Source organism: Homoserinimonas sp. A447 (genome assembly GCF_054489325.1).
In genome coordinates, this window is the sequence record NZ_JBTMWW010000001.1 from 1,287,170 (window position 1) to 1,303,963 (window position 16,794).

The 16,794-nt window shown below is 64.4% G+C and carries 20 protein-coding genes; 7 read left to right on the forward strand and 13 right to left on the reverse strand.

Annotation, left to right across the window (positions count from 1 at the left end; all coding sequences use genetic code 11):
* Nucleotides 1–84: 84 nt before the first annotated feature.
* Both ACX3O0_RS06220 and ACX3O0_RS06225 read left to right on the forward strand, forming a co-directional pair.
* On the forward strand, nt 85–798 hold the full coding sequence (locus tag ACX3O0_RS06220) for a TetR/AcrR family transcriptional regulator C-terminal domain-containing protein (RefSeq protein ID WP_459107143.1): 714 nt from the start codon (nt 85–87) through the stop codon (nt 796–798).
* Nucleotides 795–1,745: an NAD(P)-dependent alcohol dehydrogenase gene (locus ACX3O0_RS06225; protein ID WP_459107144.1), complete on the forward strand. Its 951-nt coding sequence runs from the start codon at nt 795–797 to the stop codon at nt 1,743–1,745. The genes ACX3O0_RS06220 and ACX3O0_RS06225 overlap by 4 nt, the downstream gene beginning before the upstream one ends.
* Here ACX3O0_RS06225 and ACX3O0_RS06230 read toward each other — a convergent pair.
* Complete coding sequence (locus ACX3O0_RS06230) at nt 1,735–2,313, reverse strand: dihydrofolate reductase family protein (protein WP_459091934.1); 579 nt, start codon at nt 2,311–2,313, stop codon at nt 1,735–1,737. The two genes, ACX3O0_RS06225 and ACX3O0_RS06230, sit on opposite strands and share 11 nt — an antisense overlap.
* Nucleotides 2,314–2,462: 149 nt before the next feature.
* Here ACX3O0_RS06230 and ACX3O0_RS06235 point away from each other — a divergent pair, with 149 nt between their 5' ends.
* The gene (locus tag ACX3O0_RS06235) at nt 2,463–3,254 is read left to right on the forward strand and encodes an alpha/beta fold hydrolase (protein ID WP_459107145.1); all 792 of its coding nucleotides are present in this window, start codon (nt 2,463–2,465) and stop codon (nt 3,252–3,254) included.
* Between the two features lie 6 nt (nt 3,255–3,260).
* On the opposite strand, the gene ACX3O0_RS06240 is transcribed toward ACX3O0_RS06235, so the two are convergent.
* Nucleotides 3,261–3,962, reverse strand: coding sequence for a spermidine synthase (locus ACX3O0_RS06240; protein ID WP_459091930.1), 702 nt, complete (start codon nt 3,960–3,962; stop codon nt 3,261–3,263).
* Nucleotides 3,963–4,068: 106 nt separating this feature from the next.
* The gene (locus ACX3O0_RS06245; protein ID WP_459107146.1) at nt 4,069–5,229 is read right to left on the reverse strand and encodes an epoxide hydrolase family protein; all 1,161 of its coding nucleotides are present in this window, start codon (nt 5,227–5,229) and stop codon (nt 4,069–4,071) included.
* Between the two features lie 166 nt (nt 5,230–5,395).
* Here ACX3O0_RS06245 and ACX3O0_RS06250 point away from each other — a divergent pair, with 166 nt between their 5' ends.
* Both ACX3O0_RS06250 and ACX3O0_RS06255 read left to right on the forward strand, forming a co-directional pair.
* Nucleotides 5,396–6,025, forward strand: a complete 630-nt coding sequence (locus tag ACX3O0_RS06250; RefSeq protein ID WP_459107147.1) for a ClpP family protease — start codon at nt 5,396–5,398, stop codon at nt 6,023–6,025.
* Nucleotides 6,022–6,609 (forward strand): ClpP family protease, encoded by a 588-nt coding sequence (locus ACX3O0_RS06255; RefSeq protein WP_459091924.1) that lies wholly within the window; start codon nt 6,022–6,024, stop codon nt 6,607–6,609. The genes ACX3O0_RS06250 and ACX3O0_RS06255 overlap by 4 nt, the downstream gene beginning before the upstream one ends.
* A 14-nt stretch (nt 6,610–6,623) precedes the next feature.
* Here the strand turns inward: ACX3O0_RS06255 and ACX3O0_RS06260 are convergent, their stop codons facing one another.
* From ACX3O0_RS06260 to ACX3O0_RS06280, 5 genes are all read right to left on the reverse strand, one after another.
* Nucleotides 6,624–6,998: a helix-turn-helix domain-containing protein gene (locus ACX3O0_RS06260; protein ID WP_459107148.1), complete on the reverse strand. Its 375-nt coding sequence runs from the start codon at nt 6,996–6,998 to the stop codon at nt 6,624–6,626.
* Between the two features lie 62 nt (nt 6,999–7,060).
* The gene (locus ACX3O0_RS06265; RefSeq protein ID WP_459107149.1) at nt 7,061–7,903 is read right to left on the reverse strand and encodes an SDR family NAD(P)-dependent oxidoreductase; all 843 of its coding nucleotides are present in this window, start codon (nt 7,901–7,903) and stop codon (nt 7,061–7,063) included.
* A complete protein-coding gene (locus tag ACX3O0_RS06270) occupies nt 7,900–8,640 on the reverse strand; it encodes an SDR family NAD(P)-dependent oxidoreductase (protein WP_459107150.1) in 741 nt (246 codons plus the stop codon). Before ACX3O0_RS06270 ends, ACX3O0_RS06265 begins: the two co-directional genes overlap by 4 nt.
* 2 nt (nt 8,641–8,642) lie before the next feature.
* Nucleotides 8,643–9,977 (reverse strand): MFS transporter, encoded by a 1,335-nt coding sequence (locus tag ACX3O0_RS06275; protein WP_459107151.1) that lies wholly within the window; start codon nt 9,975–9,977, stop codon nt 8,643–8,645.
* Nucleotides 9,978–10,021: 44 nt separating this feature from the next.
* The gene (locus ACX3O0_RS06280; protein ID WP_459107152.1) at nt 10,022–10,957 is read right to left on the reverse strand and encodes an alpha/beta hydrolase; all 936 of its coding nucleotides are present in this window, start codon (nt 10,955–10,957) and stop codon (nt 10,022–10,024) included.
* Nucleotides 10,958–11,090: 133 nt separating this feature from the next.
* Here ACX3O0_RS06280 and ACX3O0_RS06285 point away from each other — a divergent pair, with 133 nt between their 5' ends.
* Entirely contained in the window at nt 11,091–12,020 is a 930-nt protein-coding gene (locus tag ACX3O0_RS06285; protein ID WP_459091912.1) for a LysR family transcriptional regulator, read from the forward strand.
* A gap of 43 nt (nt 12,021–12,063) precedes the next feature.
* On the opposite strand, the gene ACX3O0_RS06290 is transcribed toward ACX3O0_RS06285, so the two are convergent.
* From ACX3O0_RS06290 to ACX3O0_RS06310, 5 genes are all read right to left on the reverse strand, one after another.
* Nucleotides 12,064–14,316, reverse strand: a complete 2,253-nt coding sequence (locus ACX3O0_RS06290; protein ID WP_459107153.1) for a heavy metal translocating P-type ATPase — start codon at nt 14,314–14,316, stop codon at nt 12,064–12,066.
* Nucleotide 14,317: 1 nt separating this feature from the next.
* Nucleotides 14,318–14,542, reverse strand: coding sequence for a heavy-metal-associated domain-containing protein (locus ACX3O0_RS06295; protein WP_459107154.1), 225 nt, complete (start codon nt 14,540–14,542; stop codon nt 14,318–14,320).
* A 39-nt stretch (nt 14,543–14,581) separates the two neighbouring features.
* Nucleotides 14,582–14,875, reverse strand: a complete 294-nt coding sequence (locus ACX3O0_RS06300; protein ID WP_459091907.1) for a metal-sensitive transcriptional regulator — start codon at nt 14,873–14,875, stop codon at nt 14,582–14,584.
* A gap of 85 nt (nt 14,876–14,960) precedes the next feature.
* Nucleotides 14,961–15,878, reverse strand: coding sequence for a 5'-3' exonuclease (locus tag ACX3O0_RS06305; RefSeq protein WP_459108452.1), 918 nt, complete (start codon nt 15,876–15,878; stop codon nt 14,961–14,963).
* Between the two features lie 80 nt (nt 15,879–15,958).
* Nucleotides 15,959–16,528: a TetR/AcrR family transcriptional regulator gene (locus tag ACX3O0_RS06310; RefSeq protein WP_459107155.1), complete on the reverse strand. Its 570-nt coding sequence runs from the start codon at nt 16,526–16,528 to the stop codon at nt 15,959–15,961.
* Between the two features lie 84 nt (nt 16,529–16,612).
* On the opposite strand from ACX3O0_RS06310, the gene ACX3O0_RS06315 reads away from it, so the two are divergent.
* Nucleotides 16,613–16,792, forward strand: coding sequence for a hypothetical protein (locus tag ACX3O0_RS06315; RefSeq protein ID WP_459091903.1), 180 nt, complete (start codon nt 16,613–16,615; stop codon nt 16,790–16,792).
* Nucleotides 16,793–16,794 lie beyond the last annotated feature (2 nt).

The following is a 16,794-nucleotide window of genomic DNA, read 5'->3' on the forward strand; positions in this document are numbered from 1 at the left end:
TTCCATTCCTTACGTTGTAAACTTATGATGTAAGCAAGTTACAGATACATGGTAAGGTTGTCAATAGATCCGACGGGGGAAAATATGGCGAGACCATCAGGCAAAGCAGGCAAAGCAGGCACAGCGACACGGAGCCGGCTGAATCGCGACCGAGTACTGAGCACCGCGATCGCGCTTGCCGACACGGCAGGCATCGAATCGCTGACCATGCGCAGGCTCGGGGAAGAGCTCGGCGTGGAAGCGATGTCGCTGTACAACCACGTCGCGAACAAGGAGGACCTGCTGAACGGCATGGTCGATGCCGTTTTCAGTGAGATCGAGTTGCCGTCGCACAGCGATGACTGGATGACGGCAATGCGCAAGCGGTCGGTGTCGTTCCGCGAGGTGCTGTCGCGGCATCCGTGGGCCACCACCCTCAAGGACTCGGGGACGAACCCCGGGCCCGGAACCCTGCGGCATCACGACCGGGTGATCGGCACGCTCCGCAATGCCGGTTTTTCCATCGCGATGGCTGCCCACGCGTTCTCAGCGCTGGACAGCTACATCTACGGCTTTGCCATGCAGGAGAAGAGCCTGCCCTTCACGACCGAGGAGGAGACCGCCGCGATGGCGCATGTGATGCTCGCGCAGCTCCCGGCGAACGAGTACCCGTACCTCGCTGAACTGACCACGGACCATGTTCTTCAACCGGGCTACAACTACGGCGACGAGTTTCCGCTCGGCCTCGACCTCATCCTGGACGGCCTCGAGCGCTGGCTGGAGCGCCACCGGCTGGAAGATGAGCCAGGCACCCGATGAGGGCCATCGTCTACGACCGCTACGGCCAGCCCGACGTGTTGCGGATGGCGAAGCTGCCGACGCCGTCGCCGCGCGCCGGCCAGGTGCTTGTCGAGGTCGCCGCGACATCCGTCAACCTCACTGACTGGGAGGGACTGACCGGAACTCCGGGGTACGCGCGCCTGGGCGGGCTGCGCTCCCCCAGGCGCCGGGTGCTCGGTTCCGACATTGCCGGACGCGTCGCTGCGGTCGGCTCCGGCGTCACTCGGTTCACGGTCGGCGATGAGGTGTACGGCGACAACCTGGAGCTGATGGGCGGCTTCGCCGAGTTCGCGGTGGCCCCGGTGAAAGCGCTCGCGCACAAACCGTCCGGGTTGACGTTCGCCGAGGCCTCGACGCTGCCCCAGGCGGGCGCAATAGCTTTTCAGGGGACGGCTCACGCACGTCACGGGCAGCGCGTGTTGATCAATGGCGCAGGGGGTGGCGCGGGTACGTTCGCGATCCAGCTCGCCAAGCTCTCCGGAGCGCACGTGACCGGAGTCGACAATGCGGGCAAACTCGACTACCTGCGCCAGCTCGGAGCGGATGACGTGGTCGACTACCGCAACGAGGACTTCACCAGGCGAGAACCGTTCGACCTGGTGCTCGATCTCGTGGCGCACCGATCTGTATTCGCCTACCGGCGTGCGCTGGCACCAGGCGGACGCTACCTCTGCGTCGGCGGAACCGTGCGAACACTGCTGCGGGTGGTGACTGCCGGTGCCGCGCTCGGCCTGCTCAGCGGGCGCCGGCTGGGCATTCTGGTGGCACGACAGGGGCCACCATACTTCGAGCCGGTCGCCGAGCGTTGCGTCGCCGGAGATCTGCGCATCCACATCGACCGCACGTTCTCGCTCGACGAGGTACCGCAAGCGCTCGCCTACGTGGGTGCGGGGCGCGCCCTCGGCAAGGTGGTCGTCACGCCGTAGGAGCCGGTGCGCTCGTGACGCCGTAGCGCAGATACACCAGGCCGCTGCCGAGTCGGTGGTCATCCAACAGTTCCAGGTTCGCCGAAACGTCGTCGGGGAAGAACCGCTTGCCGCCCCCGGCGATCACCGGGCTGACGTACACCTGGTACTCGTCGACCAGTCCGGCGCGGATGGCCTGTGCAGCGAGGGTCGGCCCGTCGATAGTCAGGTCAAGATCGGATTCCGCCTTGAGCTTGCGCACGGCATCCGCATCGAAGGTGCGCTCGATCCTGGTGCGCTTGCTGGAGACCTCGCTCAACGTCGTTGAGTAGACGACCTTGTCCGCCGCCTGCCACGCCAGGGCGAAGTCAACGACGTACCGCGGCTGGTCCGGCTCCAGGTGCGCGGTCTCCCAGTAGACCATGAGCTCGTACAGGCGGCGGCCGTTCAGATAGGTGCCGACGGATGCCATCCGCTCGGTCACGAAGTCGTGCAGCTCTTCGTCTGCGCCACCCCAGTCGAAGCTGCCGTCCGGCCCGCTCACGTAGCCGTCGAGTGACGTGATCATCGAGTAGATCAGCTTGCCCATGGGTGGACCTCCTATTGGATGAGGTACACGATAAGGCGATTCGTCCGGATAGTGCCAGCAGTTTTAGTGGCTGAACCCGTTGGCTCCGTCACTAAACCCGTGGATAAGCTCGAAACAACGCTGACCAGCAACCTCTGAAGGGAAATCAGATGCCTGAAGTCGTCTCTCAGGATGGAACGTCGATCTCGTACGAGACCGTTGGATCCGGTCCCGCCGTGATTCTCGTCGACGGTGCGATGTGCTTCCGCGGCGCCGGACCCACGCGAAGCATTGCTGAAGAGCTCGCCGCAGAGTTCACGGTGTATCTCTACGATCGCCGCGGACGAGGGGCGAGCGGCGACACCCTGCCGTTCGCCGTTGAGCGGGAGATCGAGGACATCGGCGCGCTGGTGGCGCAGGCCGGAGGCAGCGCTGCGGTGTTCGGCATATCTTCGGGCGCTGCTCTCGTTCTCAGGGCGGCCGCGAGCATCGGTCCGCAGCGCCTTTCCCGCATCGCCCTCTATGAGCCGCCCTACATGCCGGAGCCGGCGCTTTCTTCGGCGGAGCAATACACGAACCAACTGACCAGCTTGCTGGCCAGCGGCAGGCGAGCGGATGCCGTCGAGCTGTTCATGCGCCGGGTGGGAGTTCCCGAGGTGGCCATCGAGGGAATGAAGGCCTCACCTAGTTGGGCGGCAACGGAGGCGCTCGCGCCCACCCTCGCCTACGATGATGCGGCGATGGGCGACAGTAGAGTACCGGTTGCGCTCGCTTCGCAGCTAACGGTACCCACGCTTACGCTGGCGGGCGAGTTGAGCCCGGATTTCCTGCGCTACGGGGCGGAGGAAGTCGCGGCGGCCGTCCCCGGGGCCCGGTTCGAGATCATCGAGGGACAGACCCATGATATTTCCGCCGAGCCGCTCGCAGCGCACCTGGTGAAGTTCTTCGCTGTCCAGGTGTGATCTTCGTCAATCACGAGCGACGTACACGCTGTTCGAAGACGTGCCGCCCGTCACCGGGTTCGCGAACTCGACCACGTGGGCAACCGCCTCGGAGAAAACGGCCGACAGCACGGACATGAACTCGTCGTCCGGCGGATCATCCGACCACAGCGCGAATACCCCTTCGCTGTTCAGGTGAGACTTGAGGGCTTGCAGCCCGGAGACAGTGTAGAGATCAGCGTGGCTGGGGTCGAGAGAATGGCGGGGCGAATGGTCGACATCGAGCAGGATGACGTCGTAGCGCTGAGCGCCCGCGACATGGACTTGTCGCATCACTGCGAAGAAATCGCCATGCACGAGGTTCGTTCGCTGATCAGCGGTCAGGTCCGCTGACACAGGCAACAGGCCACGCTTGTGCCAGTCGATCACGGCGGGTAGTGCATCGATCACGGAGAGAGCGCGAACCCTGGGGTCACGCAACGCAGCGGCAGCGGTGTACCCGAGTCCGAGCCCCCCGACAAGAACATCCAGGCCGGGTTTCTCGGTGGCTGCGAGCCCGAGGGTTGCCAGTTCCTCTTCGGCGACCGTGAAGAGGCTCGACATCAGGTACTCCTCCCCCAACTTCACCTCGAACACCTCACGCCCGACTGAGGGTTCGAGCCGACGGCGCAGCGTGAGTTCCCCCATCGCCGTCTGCTGCCAGTCCAGCTCCTCGAATCGCATGCTCATTGCTCTCTCACCCTCCGGCGCCGCACCAAGACCAGCCGACGCCGGCAGGTGCCAACACCGAGGGTACTGGTCCTGTGGAGCTCACGTTGCGGTCAGGAAACAGACGCTACGGCGATGGGTGGAGCAGTTCCGTGAAGAATGCGCGTATGTCGTCGCTGAGGATCGCAGACTGTTCGATGGGTGCGAAGTGCCCGCCAGCGGCCAGCTTCGTGTAGCGCCGGACGTTGTGGCTGCGCTCAGCCCAAGCTCTCGGAGGCTGCTGCAAGTCGGCGGGGAACAGCGCCAGCGCGGTAGGCACGGTGACGTACTCGTGAGGGGAAAGTGCCTCGTAATAAGGACGGAAGGACGTTCCGATCGTGTTGGTGAACCAGTAGAGGCTCGCCTGCGTGAGCAGGAAATCATCGGTCAGCCCGAACGCCTGGCCTGAGCTGCGGTCGCTCCAGGTTCGGTACTTCTCGAGGATCCACGCGAGAAGGCCGACCGGCGAATCCGAAAGCCCGAATGCCAGGGAGAGGGGACGGGTGCGGTGTTGGTGCATGTAGGCGCCTTCCTCACGGTTCCATACCTCGATGCGCGCCAGGTGTGCGCGCTCCTCGTCGGCCAACGAGGCCTCATCCCATTCCCGGGGCATTCCCACCGACATCACGTGGATCCCGATCAGAGCTTCCGGATGCCCGGCCGCAAGCCGCGATGTAATCCCGTTGCCCAGATCTCCGCCATGCGCAAAGTACTGGTTGAACCCGAGACCCAGCATCAATCGATGCCACAGCTCGTGAGTCGGTATTCGCGGCGGCGAGGTGGCTGAGGCGTCGGAAAAGGTGAAACCGGGCAGTGAAGGAACGACCGCGGTGAAGGACGGGCCTGTCTCCCCGTACGTGGAGGGAGAGGACAGCCGTCGCGCAAGCTCCACCATCTCGAAGAAGGTGCTCGGCCAGCCGTTGGTCAGCACAACCGCTGGTGCATCCTGGTCTTCAGCGTCGAAACGGAGGAAATGAACTTTCTGCCCCTCGAACTCCGCAACGTAGGAGGGAAGCGCGTTGATCTGCGCCTCGTGAACGCGCCAGTCGTATCCGTCGCCCCAGTAGTCAGCCAGGCGCCGCACTTCCTCGACATCGCTCCCGGCTGTCCATGGCTCGACCGGCCAGGACTGTGGCCACTTGGTTGTGAAGATACGATTCTGCAACTCATCCACATCCCGTTGATGAACTGAGATCAGCGGGTCACTCTTCACGGCAAAGCTTCTTGACCGTCCCGACATCTGAACCATCCTCCCGAGCAAACAATCAAATAAGCGCGAACCGTAGAGCGTTCGACGTCAAGTAAACATCAACGTCAGGGCCCACGTCATCCGTTGCTTTCTCCTCTGCTGAGGGCTGCTCTGCTGTCGGCAGATTCGCTCGCATCACCCCGAAGAGCGGGCGCAGGGTGGGTACATGAGCGATTCCCCGAAGCAACCACTGTTCACCGAAACGATCCGACGCGAGTTCTATGAGCGGCGCGTGCTCGTGCTGGATGGACCTCTCGACGACGACAACGGAACCTTGCTGGCCACTCAGCTCATCGCGTTGGCCACGGAAGATCCATCCGCCGACATCTCCTTGTGGATCCACTCCCCTGGCGGCTCAGTGCCGTCGATGCTCGCGATCCGGGACGTGATGCGGACGATTCCCAACGACGTCTCGACCCTCGTGTTCGGCATCGCGTACAGCGCCGGGCAATTCCTGCTCTCCGCCGGGACGAAAGGGAAACGCAAAGCTCTCCCGAACGCTCGCGTGCTGATGCACCAGGGGTCAGCGGGAATCGGAGGCAGCGCTGTCGACATCGAGTTACAGGCGGATGATCTTCGCTACACCCGAGACACGGTGCTGCGATTGATCGCGGAGGACACCGGACAGCCGATCGAGCGGATCTTCGAAGACTCCCTGCACGACCACTGGTACACCGCCGAGGAGGCCCTCGAGTATGGCTTCGTCGACGCTATCGTCGACTCCTTTGACGACTTCAGGCCGCGAGACCGCGTCAGCACTGGATTCAGCGTTGCGATTGATGGGAGCGTCCGATGAGCAGTTACACCATTCCGAACGTCTTCTCGCAGCACCCTCGCGGAGATCGAGTGACGGATGTCTACTCGCACCTGTTGACCCAGCGGATCGTCTACCTGGGAACAGCCATCGACGCCGGCGTCGCTAACGCCCTGATCGCCCAATTGCTGTACCTGGAGTCGGACAACGCGGAGGGCGACATCCAGCTGTACATCAATTGCGAGGGTGGCGACCCCGGGGCGATGCTGGCCATCTACGACACCATGCGATACATCCGCCCGCAGGTCGCCACCACTGTCGTTGGCGAGGCGGTTGCGGTCGGCGCCGTCCTCCTCGCCGCCGGTGCCGAGGGAAAGCGGGCTGCGCTCCCCCACGCCCGGATCGTGCTTCACCAGCCTGCCGCTCAGGGTCGGGGAGCCATCCCTGACCTCATCCTGCAGGCTGACGAGGTGGTGCGGATCCGCTCGGACATCGAGTCGGTCCTATCCCGGCACACCGGGCAGAGCGTCGCGACGCTGCGCGCCGATACCAACCACGACCGGATCTTCACCGCGGCCACCGCACGGGACTATGGCCTGCTCGATCACGTCATCGAGGAGAGATGACAACGATGCCGCAGCTACGCGGCCAACGCGAAGTTGGACCGGTTGGCCGAGAGTTGCGTGGTGGGATGCTCCCGCGCGGCGATCAGGCGCTCGGCGATGTCGAGCGTCAGGTCGACCAGGGTGGTGTCCAGAGCTCTGGTCACGGCCGCGATCATCTCGCTCGACGGCTCCTTGCGCCCTCGCTCGATTTCGGACAGGTATTGGGGAGAGACGCCGGCACGGGTCGCGGTCTTACCCAGGGTCTCGCCGCGCTCGTGCCGGAGCCTGCGCAGTTGATCACCGACCAGGTGTCGCCACAAGGGCTCGCGGGGCCTCTGAGTCTGAGGGGTAGCCTCCGCGGGCTGCTCGCCAGCGCTCTGAGAGTTCAGGGATACGACGATATCGGCCATGCTTGATCGTAAAGCGTGACCCAGGGCTGGGGGCCCGATTCTGCTCACAGCAGACATGGCCCTCAGCCCCTGGCTGCCTGCTCAGGGATGGTTCCTGCCCGCTGTCCCACATAGGTGTAAATGCCGGCCCCGATCATGCCGCCATCGACGGCGAGATCGGTGCCGGTGATGAACGACGAATGCGGCCCCAGCAAGAACAGGGTGGCGTCCGCAAGTTCGTCGGGTGATGCACCCCGCCCCAGCGGCGTCATCTCCCGATTGCCCTCATACCAGCCCTTGATCTGGTCGGCGTCGTGGCCCGGCTTGACTGTCAGCGCCATAGGGGTGTCGACCAGCCCAGGGCAGATCGTATTCACCCGGATGCCGCGGGGTGCGAGCTCGATCGCTGCCGCCTTCGCGAGCCCCCGCACGGCCCACTTGCTTGCCGTGTACGCGGCCGAGAAGTAGCCGGTGAGGCCGGCGGTGGACGAGACGTTCACAATTGCACCGCCCTCCGCCATGGCATCCGCCAGCCGACGGATGCCCATGAAGCTGCCGGTGAGGTTGACCCGGATGAGGTTCTCCCACTCCGCAAGCGAGGTCTGGGTCACCGTCTTGCGCAGGGTGATCCCGGCGTTGTTGACCAGCCCGGCAAGGGGGCGACCGAGCCCGGCAACCGCCTCGAGAACGCGATCCCAGGTCGCGTCCTCGACGATGTCGCCGGAGACTGTCACCAGGCGCAGGTTGGCGTCGACCGACTCGCGGAGCGCCGCCCACTCTGGAGCGTCGTCCGGGAGCCTGTCGATCGCCACCACGGAGGCACCGAGCGCGATCAGGCTCCGCACTTCTGCAGCACCCTGTCCGCCTGCGCCGCCCGTAACGACGCAGGTGCGCGTGCTCCAATAATCTCTCTCGCGGTCGCTCATGACTTGGCGAACCCTCCGTCGACGAGCATGACCTGGCCGGTCACATACGAGGAGTCGTCCGACGCAAGGTAGGCGATGGTTTTCGCCACTTCGCTCGTCTCACCGAGTCGTCCGAGCGGAGAACGACCCTTGAACCATGCCATCTGCTCTTTGTCGGCGTGCATCCAGGCGCTCATCGGGGTGTCGATATAGCCGGGGGCGACGCCATTCACGCGGATGCCCAGGGGACCCCATTCGAGTGCGAGGCACTCGGTGAGATGAGCGACACCGGCCTTGGCCGAGGCGTAGTCGGCGCAGTTCGGGCGGGCTTTAAGCCCGGCGTAGCTCGACAGGTTGATGATCGTCCCCTTGCCCCGCTTCGCCATGTGGCGCGCAGCGGCCTGTGCGCCGAAGAATGTCGCGGTGAGGTTGACGTTCAGTGTCTGATTCCAGGCATCCTCTTCGAGGTCCAATGATGGACTTCGACCGAGCATGCCCGCGTTGTTCACCCACACGTCGATGTGCCCGTACCGTTCGACGATTTCGTCTGCGATGGCACGCACCCCGGCAATGTCGGTGACATCGACAGTGCGGCGGTCGACCCCCTCAGCGGTGGAACCTTCTGGGAAGGCGCGGTCCAGCCCGATGACCGTCGCCCCCCGCAGTAGAAACTCTTCGCACGTTGCCGAGCCGATACCGCCAGCGGCACCGGTCACGACGACCACAAGGTTTGCGGAAACTTTCGAAGTGCCGGCCACGATCAACGCGTCTCCGCCGCCGTGTGGATGTCGTTGAGCGGAACACCCTTCGTCTCCTTGATGATGAACGAGGCGATCACGGCGAGGAGTCCCAGTAATCCGACCCACACCGAGAACACCCATGAAGCTCCGATGGAGGTCAGCCAGGTGTTCAGATACGGGGCGGTTCCGCCGAAGATCGCAACAGAGAGCGAGCTGAGGAAACCGACACCGAACGCGCGCTGCTTGGTCGGGACCTGCTCAGCGACGATCGCCGGGTAGATCGATGCGATGATCGCCCACACCGCCAGGCCGAGGCCCTGGGAGAGGAACAGCGTCCAGGGCTGGTCGGACAGGATCATGTTGATGGGGAACACGACAACCATCACCAGGACGCCGTAGACCAGAACCATGGGTTTGCGTCCGAAGCGGTCGGCGAGGTGCCCGAAGAACGGAAGCAGGAACAGTACGACCACCTGGGCGAGGATGCTCGCCGTGAATGCTCCATTCGGGTCCATTCCGTGACCGGAGATCGCGAAGCTGGGCGCGAAGGTGACCCAGGTGTAGTACGCGGCGTTGGATGCTGCGGACAGGAGAACAACCTTGGCGACGATCGTCCACACCTGGCGTGCGGAGAGCTTGCTGGGGGCGGCGGCTTCAGACTTCTCACCGGCCTCCTCGAAGACCGGGGACTCGTCGGCGGCACGGCGCAGGTACAGCGCATAGATGCCGAGCAGGGCACCGAAGACGAAGCCGATGCGCCATCCGAAAGCCATCATGTCGGTTTCGGTGAACAGGGCGGTGAGCAGGATGCCGACGAAGGTGGCACCCATCACGCCGATCGTCACGCTGATGAACACCGAGCTCGACCAGAGGCCGCGGTGCTTCGGCGGTGCCAGTTCGGCGACGTAAGTGTAGGAGACACCCGATTCACCGCCGTGTGCCAGTCCCTGCAGCAGTCGCGCCGCAAGCAGCAGCACAGAAGCCCAGACCCCGATCGTCTCGTAGCTCGGGATGATCGCGATGATGAGGCTTGCTGTGGCCATCGTGATCATGGTCGCCACGAGCGTGGTCTTGCGGCCGATCCGGTCGCCCAACTTGCCGAAGATGATGCCGCCGATGGGGCGGGCGACGAACCCGACGGCGAACACTGCGAGTGTTGCGAGGAGCGCGGATGTCGGGTCACCGGCCTCGAAGAAGTTCGCGGCCAGGTAAACGGCGAAGGTCGCGTAGAGGGTCCAGTCGAACCACTCCAGCACGTTGCCCATGACGGCGGCGCGAAGGGACCGCAGTCTGGATTTCAGCTCGGGTCTGGTGAGTTTCTGGTCAGTAGTCAATTCGGGGGCAATGGTACTCAATGTGTTGTCACTCCTTTGTGGTGGGGTTTCGAGGGTCTTGCGGTCTATGAGTTGGTGGATTCGAGGTGTGTGCTGAACCAGTCGGCAGCGGCCACGCTCGTTGTGTCGAAGTGCTCTTGGTAAGCCGAGTAATGGCCACCAGGAAGCAACATGAGTTCCTTGGGGTGACGAGCCTTCGCGTAAGCCTCAAGTTGCATGTCTGACGGGGTGGTCAAATCGCCGGTGGCGACAATCATGAGAAGGGGCTTGGGTGCGATCCTGTCTATCCAGGTGCCCGGCTCGTAGGCGCGGGCAGCGTCAAGGGACCGAAGCGTGACCTCGTTGCGCCACTCCGGCACGATCTTGCCTTGGCCCGACATGTAGTCGTAGGAGTCGGCTCCCGGATAGGCGACGTTGGTCTCATCCGGTGTGCCGACGGTCTGGATCATTCCTGGTGCCTCGCCGTTCAGGCGAGCAAGCCGGTCGGCATGGAACACTTCGCGCAAAGCATCGAGCTTTTCAGGGTGGGTCTTTCGAAGTCCCGCCTCGTAGCCGCTGATGGTGGGAACCTGTGAAACCACAGCTTTCACCCGGCTGTCAGTCGCGGCGACGATCAGGACGTGCCCGCCGCTATAGCTGCTGCCCCAGATGCCGATGTTCCGTGAAGCGACCTCGGGCCGTGCGCTGAGCCAGGTGATCGCCGTGCGGTAGTCCTCGACCTGCCAGTACGGGTCGATGTCTTGTCGGGGCAGGCCGTCGCTCTTGCCGAGTCGACGAAAGTCGAAGGTGAGCGCAGCGATGCCCCGCTCAACAATGGCCCGCGCATAATCCTCGAGGTCACCACCTGCGCACATACCCCAGCCGTGGCCGAGCACCACGCCGGGAATTTCGCCATCGGCATCCGCCGGCAGGTAAAGCGTGCCGCGGAGCCGCTCTCCCGGGGCACCGAACTCCACAGCTTCGCTGGTGAATGGTACCGGGGACGGTTGGTGCGCTGACACTGTGCTCTCCTTTGAGGTTGCCGTTCTGGCGCATAATCCCTTGCGCGTACCGATAGCCTCACCCAGATGATCTCTGGCGATCAACGAGCATTCGGTCGGCTATCATTCGGCTTATCCGATTGATGGGAGTGGGATGGAAACGCGAAAGCTTGAGATCTTCGTCGAGGTGGCTCGTGAATTGCATTTCGGGCGTGCTGCCGAACGCCTGTACATGAACCAGTCGACCGTCTCGGAAGCTGTCCGTTCGCTTGAAAAGGAACTCGGTAACGCCCTGTTTGAACGCACCAGTAGGAGGGTGACGCTCACTCCGCTCGGAGAGACCCTGGTCAGGGAGGTCGAACCCACCCTCATCGCACTGAATGCAACCCTTGATGCCGCGCGCAAGCAGGCGCGTGGCGAGCGCAGTGAGCTCCTCATCGGATACCTGGGCGGCGGCTTCTACGAGTTCACCGCGCCACTGCGGGCAGAGTTCGAGCGACTCCGCCCCGACGTGAACATGACCCTGGTCGAGCTCACCTACATCGACCAGATCGAAGCGGTGCGCAACGGCTCCGTCGATATCGCCTTAGTGAGGTTGCCGGTGGGGCTGCCCGAGTTGCGGCGCGGGGCGATCCTCTTTCAGGACCAGCGGATGCTCGCACTACCAGACGGTCATCGGCTCAGTCAGAGCGCCCTGGTCGACCCGGAAGAGTTGCGAGAGGAACGCATGGTGCGGCTGCCACCTGGTGTGGCGCCACCCGCATGGCTCGCGTACCACTTCCCACCGGCAACACCGGCTGGGGCCCCGATCGCCGAGGGTCCGACCATCCACACGGTGCGCGAGGGACTTGCTGTGGTCGCCGCCGGCCAGGCTGTCATGACGATCACGGCCCGCGCCCAGGACTACTTTCGGCATCCGGGTGTCACCTTCGTCGAGATCGACCTGCCCCCGATCCAGAGCGCGCTGGTTTCTCGGGTGTCCGACCACCGTCAGGTCATTCGAGACATCGAGGCGGCTGGGCGAAAGGTTGCCACACGCATGGGAGTACTGGTGTCCCAGCCTGAGCATTTCGTTCCGGCATAGCTCGCTGCGCCGTCCACCGGGCTATTAGGGAGTGTTGTTGAACTCAGCCAGTCGAAACCTGGGTCTGCTCCCGCTTGAACCCCCGCAACCGCAGGCTGTTCGTCACCACGAACACCGACGAGAACGCCATCGCCGCCCCCGCCAGCAACGGGTTCAGCAGGCCGAGCATCGCCACCGGGATGGCCGCTGTGTTGTAGGCGAACGCCCAGAACAGGTTGCCCTTGATGGTGCCGAGCGTGCGCCGGGCCAGCCGGATCGCATCCGACACCACCAGCAGGTCCCCACTCATCACCGTGAGATCACTCGCCGCGATCGCCGCGTCAGTGCCTGCACCCATCGCAATGCCCAGGTCGGCTGCCGCCAAGGCTGCCGCGTCATTGACACCATCGCCAACCATCGCGACCACACGACCGGATGCCTGCAACGAGCGGATGGCCTCCAGCTTGCCGGCCGGGGTCACACCGGCACGAACGTCCTCAATGCCCACGCTCGCTGCCACATTGGCCGCAGCACCGGCATTGTCGCCGGTCAGCAACACCGGCGTCAGTCCAAGCTTGCGGAACCGGGCAATCGCCTCTGCACTGGTCGGCTTGATCGAGTCGCCCACGATCAGCAGGCCGCGCACGGCACCATCCCAGCCGACCACCACGGCCGTGTTACCGGCCGCCTCCGCAGCATCGAAAGAAGCACGCAGCGCCGCGGGCAACGGCAGCGCCCAGTCACGTTCGATCCAGTCCGCCTTGCCCACCGCCACGGCACGGTCGCCGACCGTCGCCGCCACACCCTGCCCCTGGTGCGACGTGAACGACGCGGCGTCCGCCAGACCGATCCCCTTGGCCACGGCGCCGGCAACGATGGCTCGGCCGATCGGATGCTCAGAGCTATGCTCCACCGCGGCAGCCACCTCCAGAACCTCAGCCACTGTCTCGCCGTTTGCGACGACCACCTCGTGCAGGCGCATCTCGCCGGTGGTGACCGTGCCGGTCTTGTCCAGCACGATCGTGTCGACGCGGCGAGTTGACTCGAGGGTCTGCGGTCCGCGAATCAGGATGCCCAGCTGTGAGCCGCGGCCGGTGCCGACCAGCAGCGCGGTCGGCGTGGCCAGCCCCAGCGCACAGGGGCAGGCGATAATGAGCGTCGCAACCGCGGCCGTGAACGCCGCCTCCACCGACCCGCCCAGCAGCAGCCAGGCGACCAGGGTCAGGATCGACAGCACGATGACAACCGGGACGAAGATTGCGGAGACCCGGTCGGCCAGGCGCTGCACCTCGGCCTTACCGGTCTGTGCATCCTCGACCAGGCGACCCAACCGAGCCAGCTCGGTGTCGGCCCCGACGCGAGTGACCTCCACGATCAACCGCCCGCCCACGTTGACGGTTGATCCGACAACGCGGTCGCCCGGTGCGACCTCGACCGGAACCGACTCGCCGGTCAGCATGCTGAGGTCCACGGCGGATGCGCCATCCGTCACCAACCCGTCGGTGGCGATCTTCTCCCCCGGTCGCACGACGAACAGGTTGCCCGGTTTCAGTGCGCTGACGGGGACAGAAACCTCGGCACCGTCGTGCAGCACGTTGGCGTCCTTCGCGCCGAGCTCCAGCAACGCACGCATCGCGGCTCCCGATTGCCGTTTGGTGCGAGCTTCGATGTACCGTCCGCCGAGGATGAATACCGCCACCGCCGCCGCGACCTCGAGGTAGATCTCGCTCGCGCCGGAACCCGGTTCGGCGAACCAGGTGAAACTCATCTGCATGCCGGGCATGCCGGCGGTGCCGAAGAACAGCGCGTACAGCGACCAGGCCAGCGCAGCCAGCACGCCAACGCTGACCAGAGTGTCCATGGTGGCCGCCCCGTGGCGCGCGTTCACGAACGCCGCCCGGTGGAACGGCATCGCGCCCCACACCGCGACCGGGGCCGCGAGGGTCAGGGCGAGCCATTGCCAGTTGGTGAACTGCAGCGCCGGAATCATCGACAACAACAACACCGGCACGGTCAGCACGGCTGAGATGATCAGCCGCTGCCGCAGTTCGGAAAGCCCATCGGATGCCGGCACGCTGACGCCGGGCGACTCCTCGACCGGCGGCGCCGGCAGCTCGGCGGTGTAACCAGCCGACTCCACCGCAGCGATCAGCTGCTCGGCGGTCATGCCCTCCGGAGCGCTCACCCGCGCCTTCTCGGTGGCATAGTTCACCGAGGCTTCGACCCCGGGCAGCTTATTCAGCTTCCGCTCGACACGGTTGGCGCAGGAAGCGCAGGTCATCCCGCCAATGTCGAGTTCGACATCCGTCACCGACAACTCAGACCTCCGTGAGCGAGTAGCCTGCCTCGTCGACGGCGGCACGAATGGCTGCCGGGTCGAGGGCGGATGTGCTGGCGACCGTGACCGTGGACACGCCGCCAACATTGAGTTGCACGTCGACCGACTCCACGCCGCCGAGGGCGCTGAGCTCTTCGGTGACGCTGGACACGCAGTGGCCGCAGGTCATCCCGGTCACGCCGAGTGTGTTGATTGCGTTGGACATGGGTGTCTCCTCTTGTTGTGCGTGGTCAGGAAATGAGAGTCAGGAACGGACGAGGCGCGCGATGGCGGCGGATGCTTCGCGAATCTTCTCGTCGGCAACCTCACCGCCCTGCTGGGCAGCCTCGGCGACGCAGTGGCTGAGGTGGTCGTCCAGCAATTGCAGGGCGACGGTTTCGAGGGCCTTAGTCGCGGCGGAAACCTGGGTGAGGATGTCGATGCAGTAGACGTCCTCGTCGACCATCCGCGCGATGCCGCGCACCTGGCCCTCGGCACGGCGGAGCCGCTTGAGTAGCTCCTCTTTGTCGTTCACGTAACCGTGTGCTGTGTGGTCCATGGGTTCTCCTCGATGCGCTTACATACCCTGTAGGGGTATAAGTATTACCCCTAGGGGGTATGTGCGTCAAGCCGCAAGCGCAAAACTAGGCCAGCGAGCCGAGAGCCGCCCGCGCCCTCTTCAGGGACGAGCCGAGACCCCACTCGTCGGATAGCCGCTCCAGCTCGACCGTCTGCTCGGACGTGCTCGGGCGAATGCGAGCGTCAAACTCGGGCAACTCGAGGTCACGCACAACCTTCACGACCGTCGGGGCTACCACCAGGTAGTCGGCGGCGGCACCGATTTTCGCGCGCATGGGCGCCGCCATTGCAGATGCGGGGTCCGCGGCAGCCGCGATGATTCCGTCGAGGTCACCGTAGGCCGACAGCAGCGTGACCGCCGTCTTCTCCCCCACGCCGGCGACACCCGGCAGCCCGTCAGAAGCGTCCCCGCGCATGGCCGCGAAGTCTGCATACTGCGATGGTGCGACTCCGTATTTGGCCTGCAGCGTGGCATCCGTCAGAATCTCCAGCTTCGACATGCCGCGACCGGTATAGATCACCCGCACCTCGCGGGAATCGTCGACCAGCTGAAACAGGTCACGATCGCCGGTCACCACGTCTATGGGCATCGGCGAGTGCGATGCCAGCGTGCCGATCACGTCGTCCGCCTCATGATTCGGTGCACCGACCACCGGTATCCCGAGCGCGCCCAGCACATCACGGATGATCGGAACCTGGGGTGTCAGCGAGTCGGGGACCACCTCGATGGAGGCGGAAGCATCCGTCGGCTCCACCGCGACCCGGTGAGCCTTGTAGGTGGGGATCAGATCCACCCGCCACTGCGGTCGCCAGTCGTCATCCCAACAGGCCACGATCTCGGTCGGCTTGAACTCGGAGGTCAGCCTGGCGATGATGTCGAGCAGCCCGCGGACCGCGTTCACCGGCATCCCATTCGGCGCCTGCACCGTGTCTGGCAGCGCGTAGAACGCCCGGAAATACAGCGCGGCGGTGTCCAGGAGCATCCGGCACTCACGTTTATCGTTCACGGCGGCATCCTGCCACATCGACCCTCAGACCGGCGCTGATTAGAGGGAGACTCCGATCATTCGTTGCCGCGCAAGCCGTCCAGGGTCACCGCGACGAGTCGGCGGACAGCCTCATGCGACGTCAACCCACTCGCGGCCGAAAGCGCGTGAAGGCAGTAGATCGCCAACTCCTCGGGTGCCACATCCTTACGAATCGCGCCAGACGTTGCGCCGCCAGCCAGAAGATCCCGCACGAAATCGGAGAGTTGCTGCAGCGCCCGATTCACGTGTTCGCCCTGATGCAAGAGGGAGGCTGCTTCCATGCCGTGGCGGTGATGTGACATGAACGCATACGCCATAAGCACGGCCTCCAGCCGCCCGATAGCATCGCCCGCCGAGTCTCTTATCTCGTGCAGCTGGCGAAGGTGGCCGGCGATCAGGCGCTCATGCCAAGCCGCTATGACCGCATCGACATCTGCGAAGTATTTGTACAGCGTCGCCCGGCCGATACCAGCGTCTTCCGCCACCTGCGACATGGTCACTGCCGCGAACCCCCTGCGTGCCACGAGGCTGTCAGTCGCGTCCAATGCGGCGTCTCGAACAGCCTGACGGTGCGCTTCGATCGATTCGCTCCACAGCTTCGGCATGCCATCAGATTACATGATGCCGCTCCTATCAACACATTGCGCACTACGATGACATACTGTATTGATAAACGATGGGAGATGGTCATGGCAGGTTCACACGAAACCTCACCGGGATCCGACCGCGATTCCGGCACCGGAAGGGATAATGAGTCGGCAACGGGCACCCCTCGCTGGGTGATTGTGTCCGGGATCATCGTGCTCGTGCTCATCGTGGCGTTCGCCGCGCTCCACTTTGCGGGCGGCGGCTTCGTCGGGCACCTATGATG

What these genes read in the sequence shown, in the direction of transcription:
- ACX3O0_RS06220 (WP_459107143.1), top strand. Translation starts at nt 85, where the DNA reads ATGGCGAGACCATCAGGCAAAGCAGGCAAAGCAGGCACAGCGACACGG.
- ACX3O0_RS06225 (WP_459107144.1), top strand. Translation starts at nt 795, where the DNA reads ATGAGGGCCATCGTCTACGACCGCTACGGCCAGCCCGACGTGTTGCGG.
- ACX3O0_RS06230 (WP_459091934.1), bottom strand. Translation starts at nt 2,313, where the DNA reads ATGGGCAAGCTGATCTACTCGATGATCACGTCACTCGACGGCTACGTG.
- ACX3O0_RS06235 (WP_459107145.1), top strand. Translation starts at nt 2,463, where the DNA reads ATGCCTGAAGTCGTCTCTCAGGATGGAACGTCGATCTCGTACGAGACC.
- ACX3O0_RS06240 (WP_459091930.1), bottom strand. Translation starts at nt 3,962, where the DNA reads ATGAGCATGCGATTCGAGGAGCTGGACTGGCAGCAGACGGCGATGGGG.
- ACX3O0_RS06245 (WP_459107146.1), bottom strand. Translation starts at nt 5,229, where the DNA reads ATGGTTCAGATGTCGGGACGGTCAAGAAGCTTTGCCGTGAAGAGTGAC.
- ACX3O0_RS06250 (WP_459107147.1), top strand. Translation starts at nt 5,396, where the DNA reads ATGAGCGATTCCCCGAAGCAACCACTGTTCACCGAAACGATCCGACGC.
- ACX3O0_RS06255 (WP_459091924.1), top strand. Translation starts at nt 6,022, where the DNA reads ATGAGCAGTTACACCATTCCGAACGTCTTCTCGCAGCACCCTCGCGGA.
- ACX3O0_RS06260 (WP_459107148.1), bottom strand. Translation starts at nt 6,998, where the DNA reads ATGGCCGATATCGTCGTATCCCTGAACTCTCAGAGCGCTGGCGAGCAG.
- ACX3O0_RS06265 (WP_459107149.1), bottom strand. Translation starts at nt 7,903, where the DNA reads ATGAGCGACCGCGAGAGAGATTATTGGAGCACGCGCACCTGCGTCGTT.
- ACX3O0_RS06285 (WP_459091912.1), top strand. Translation starts at nt 11,091, where the DNA reads ATGGAAACGCGAAAGCTTGAGATCTTCGTCGAGGTGGCTCGTGAATTG.
- ACX3O0_RS06295 (WP_459107154.1), bottom strand. Translation starts at nt 14,542, where the DNA reads ATGTCCAACGCAATCAACACACTCGGCGTGACCGGGATGACCTGCGGC.
- ACX3O0_RS06300 (WP_459091907.1), bottom strand. Translation starts at nt 14,875, where the DNA reads ATGGACCACACAGCACACGGTTACGTGAACGACAAAGAGGAGCTACTC.
- ACX3O0_RS06305 (WP_459108452.1), bottom strand. Translation starts at nt 15,878, where the DNA reads ATGCTCCTGGACACCGCCGCGCTGTATTTCCGGGCGTTCTACGCGCTG.
- ACX3O0_RS06310 (WP_459107155.1), bottom strand. Translation starts at nt 16,528, where the DNA reads ATGCCGAAGCTGTGGAGCGAATCGATCGAAGCGCACCGTCAGGCTGTT.
- ACX3O0_RS06315 (WP_459091903.1), top strand. Translation starts at nt 16,613, where the DNA reads ATGGCAGGTTCACACGAAACCTCACCGGGATCCGACCGCGATTCCGGC.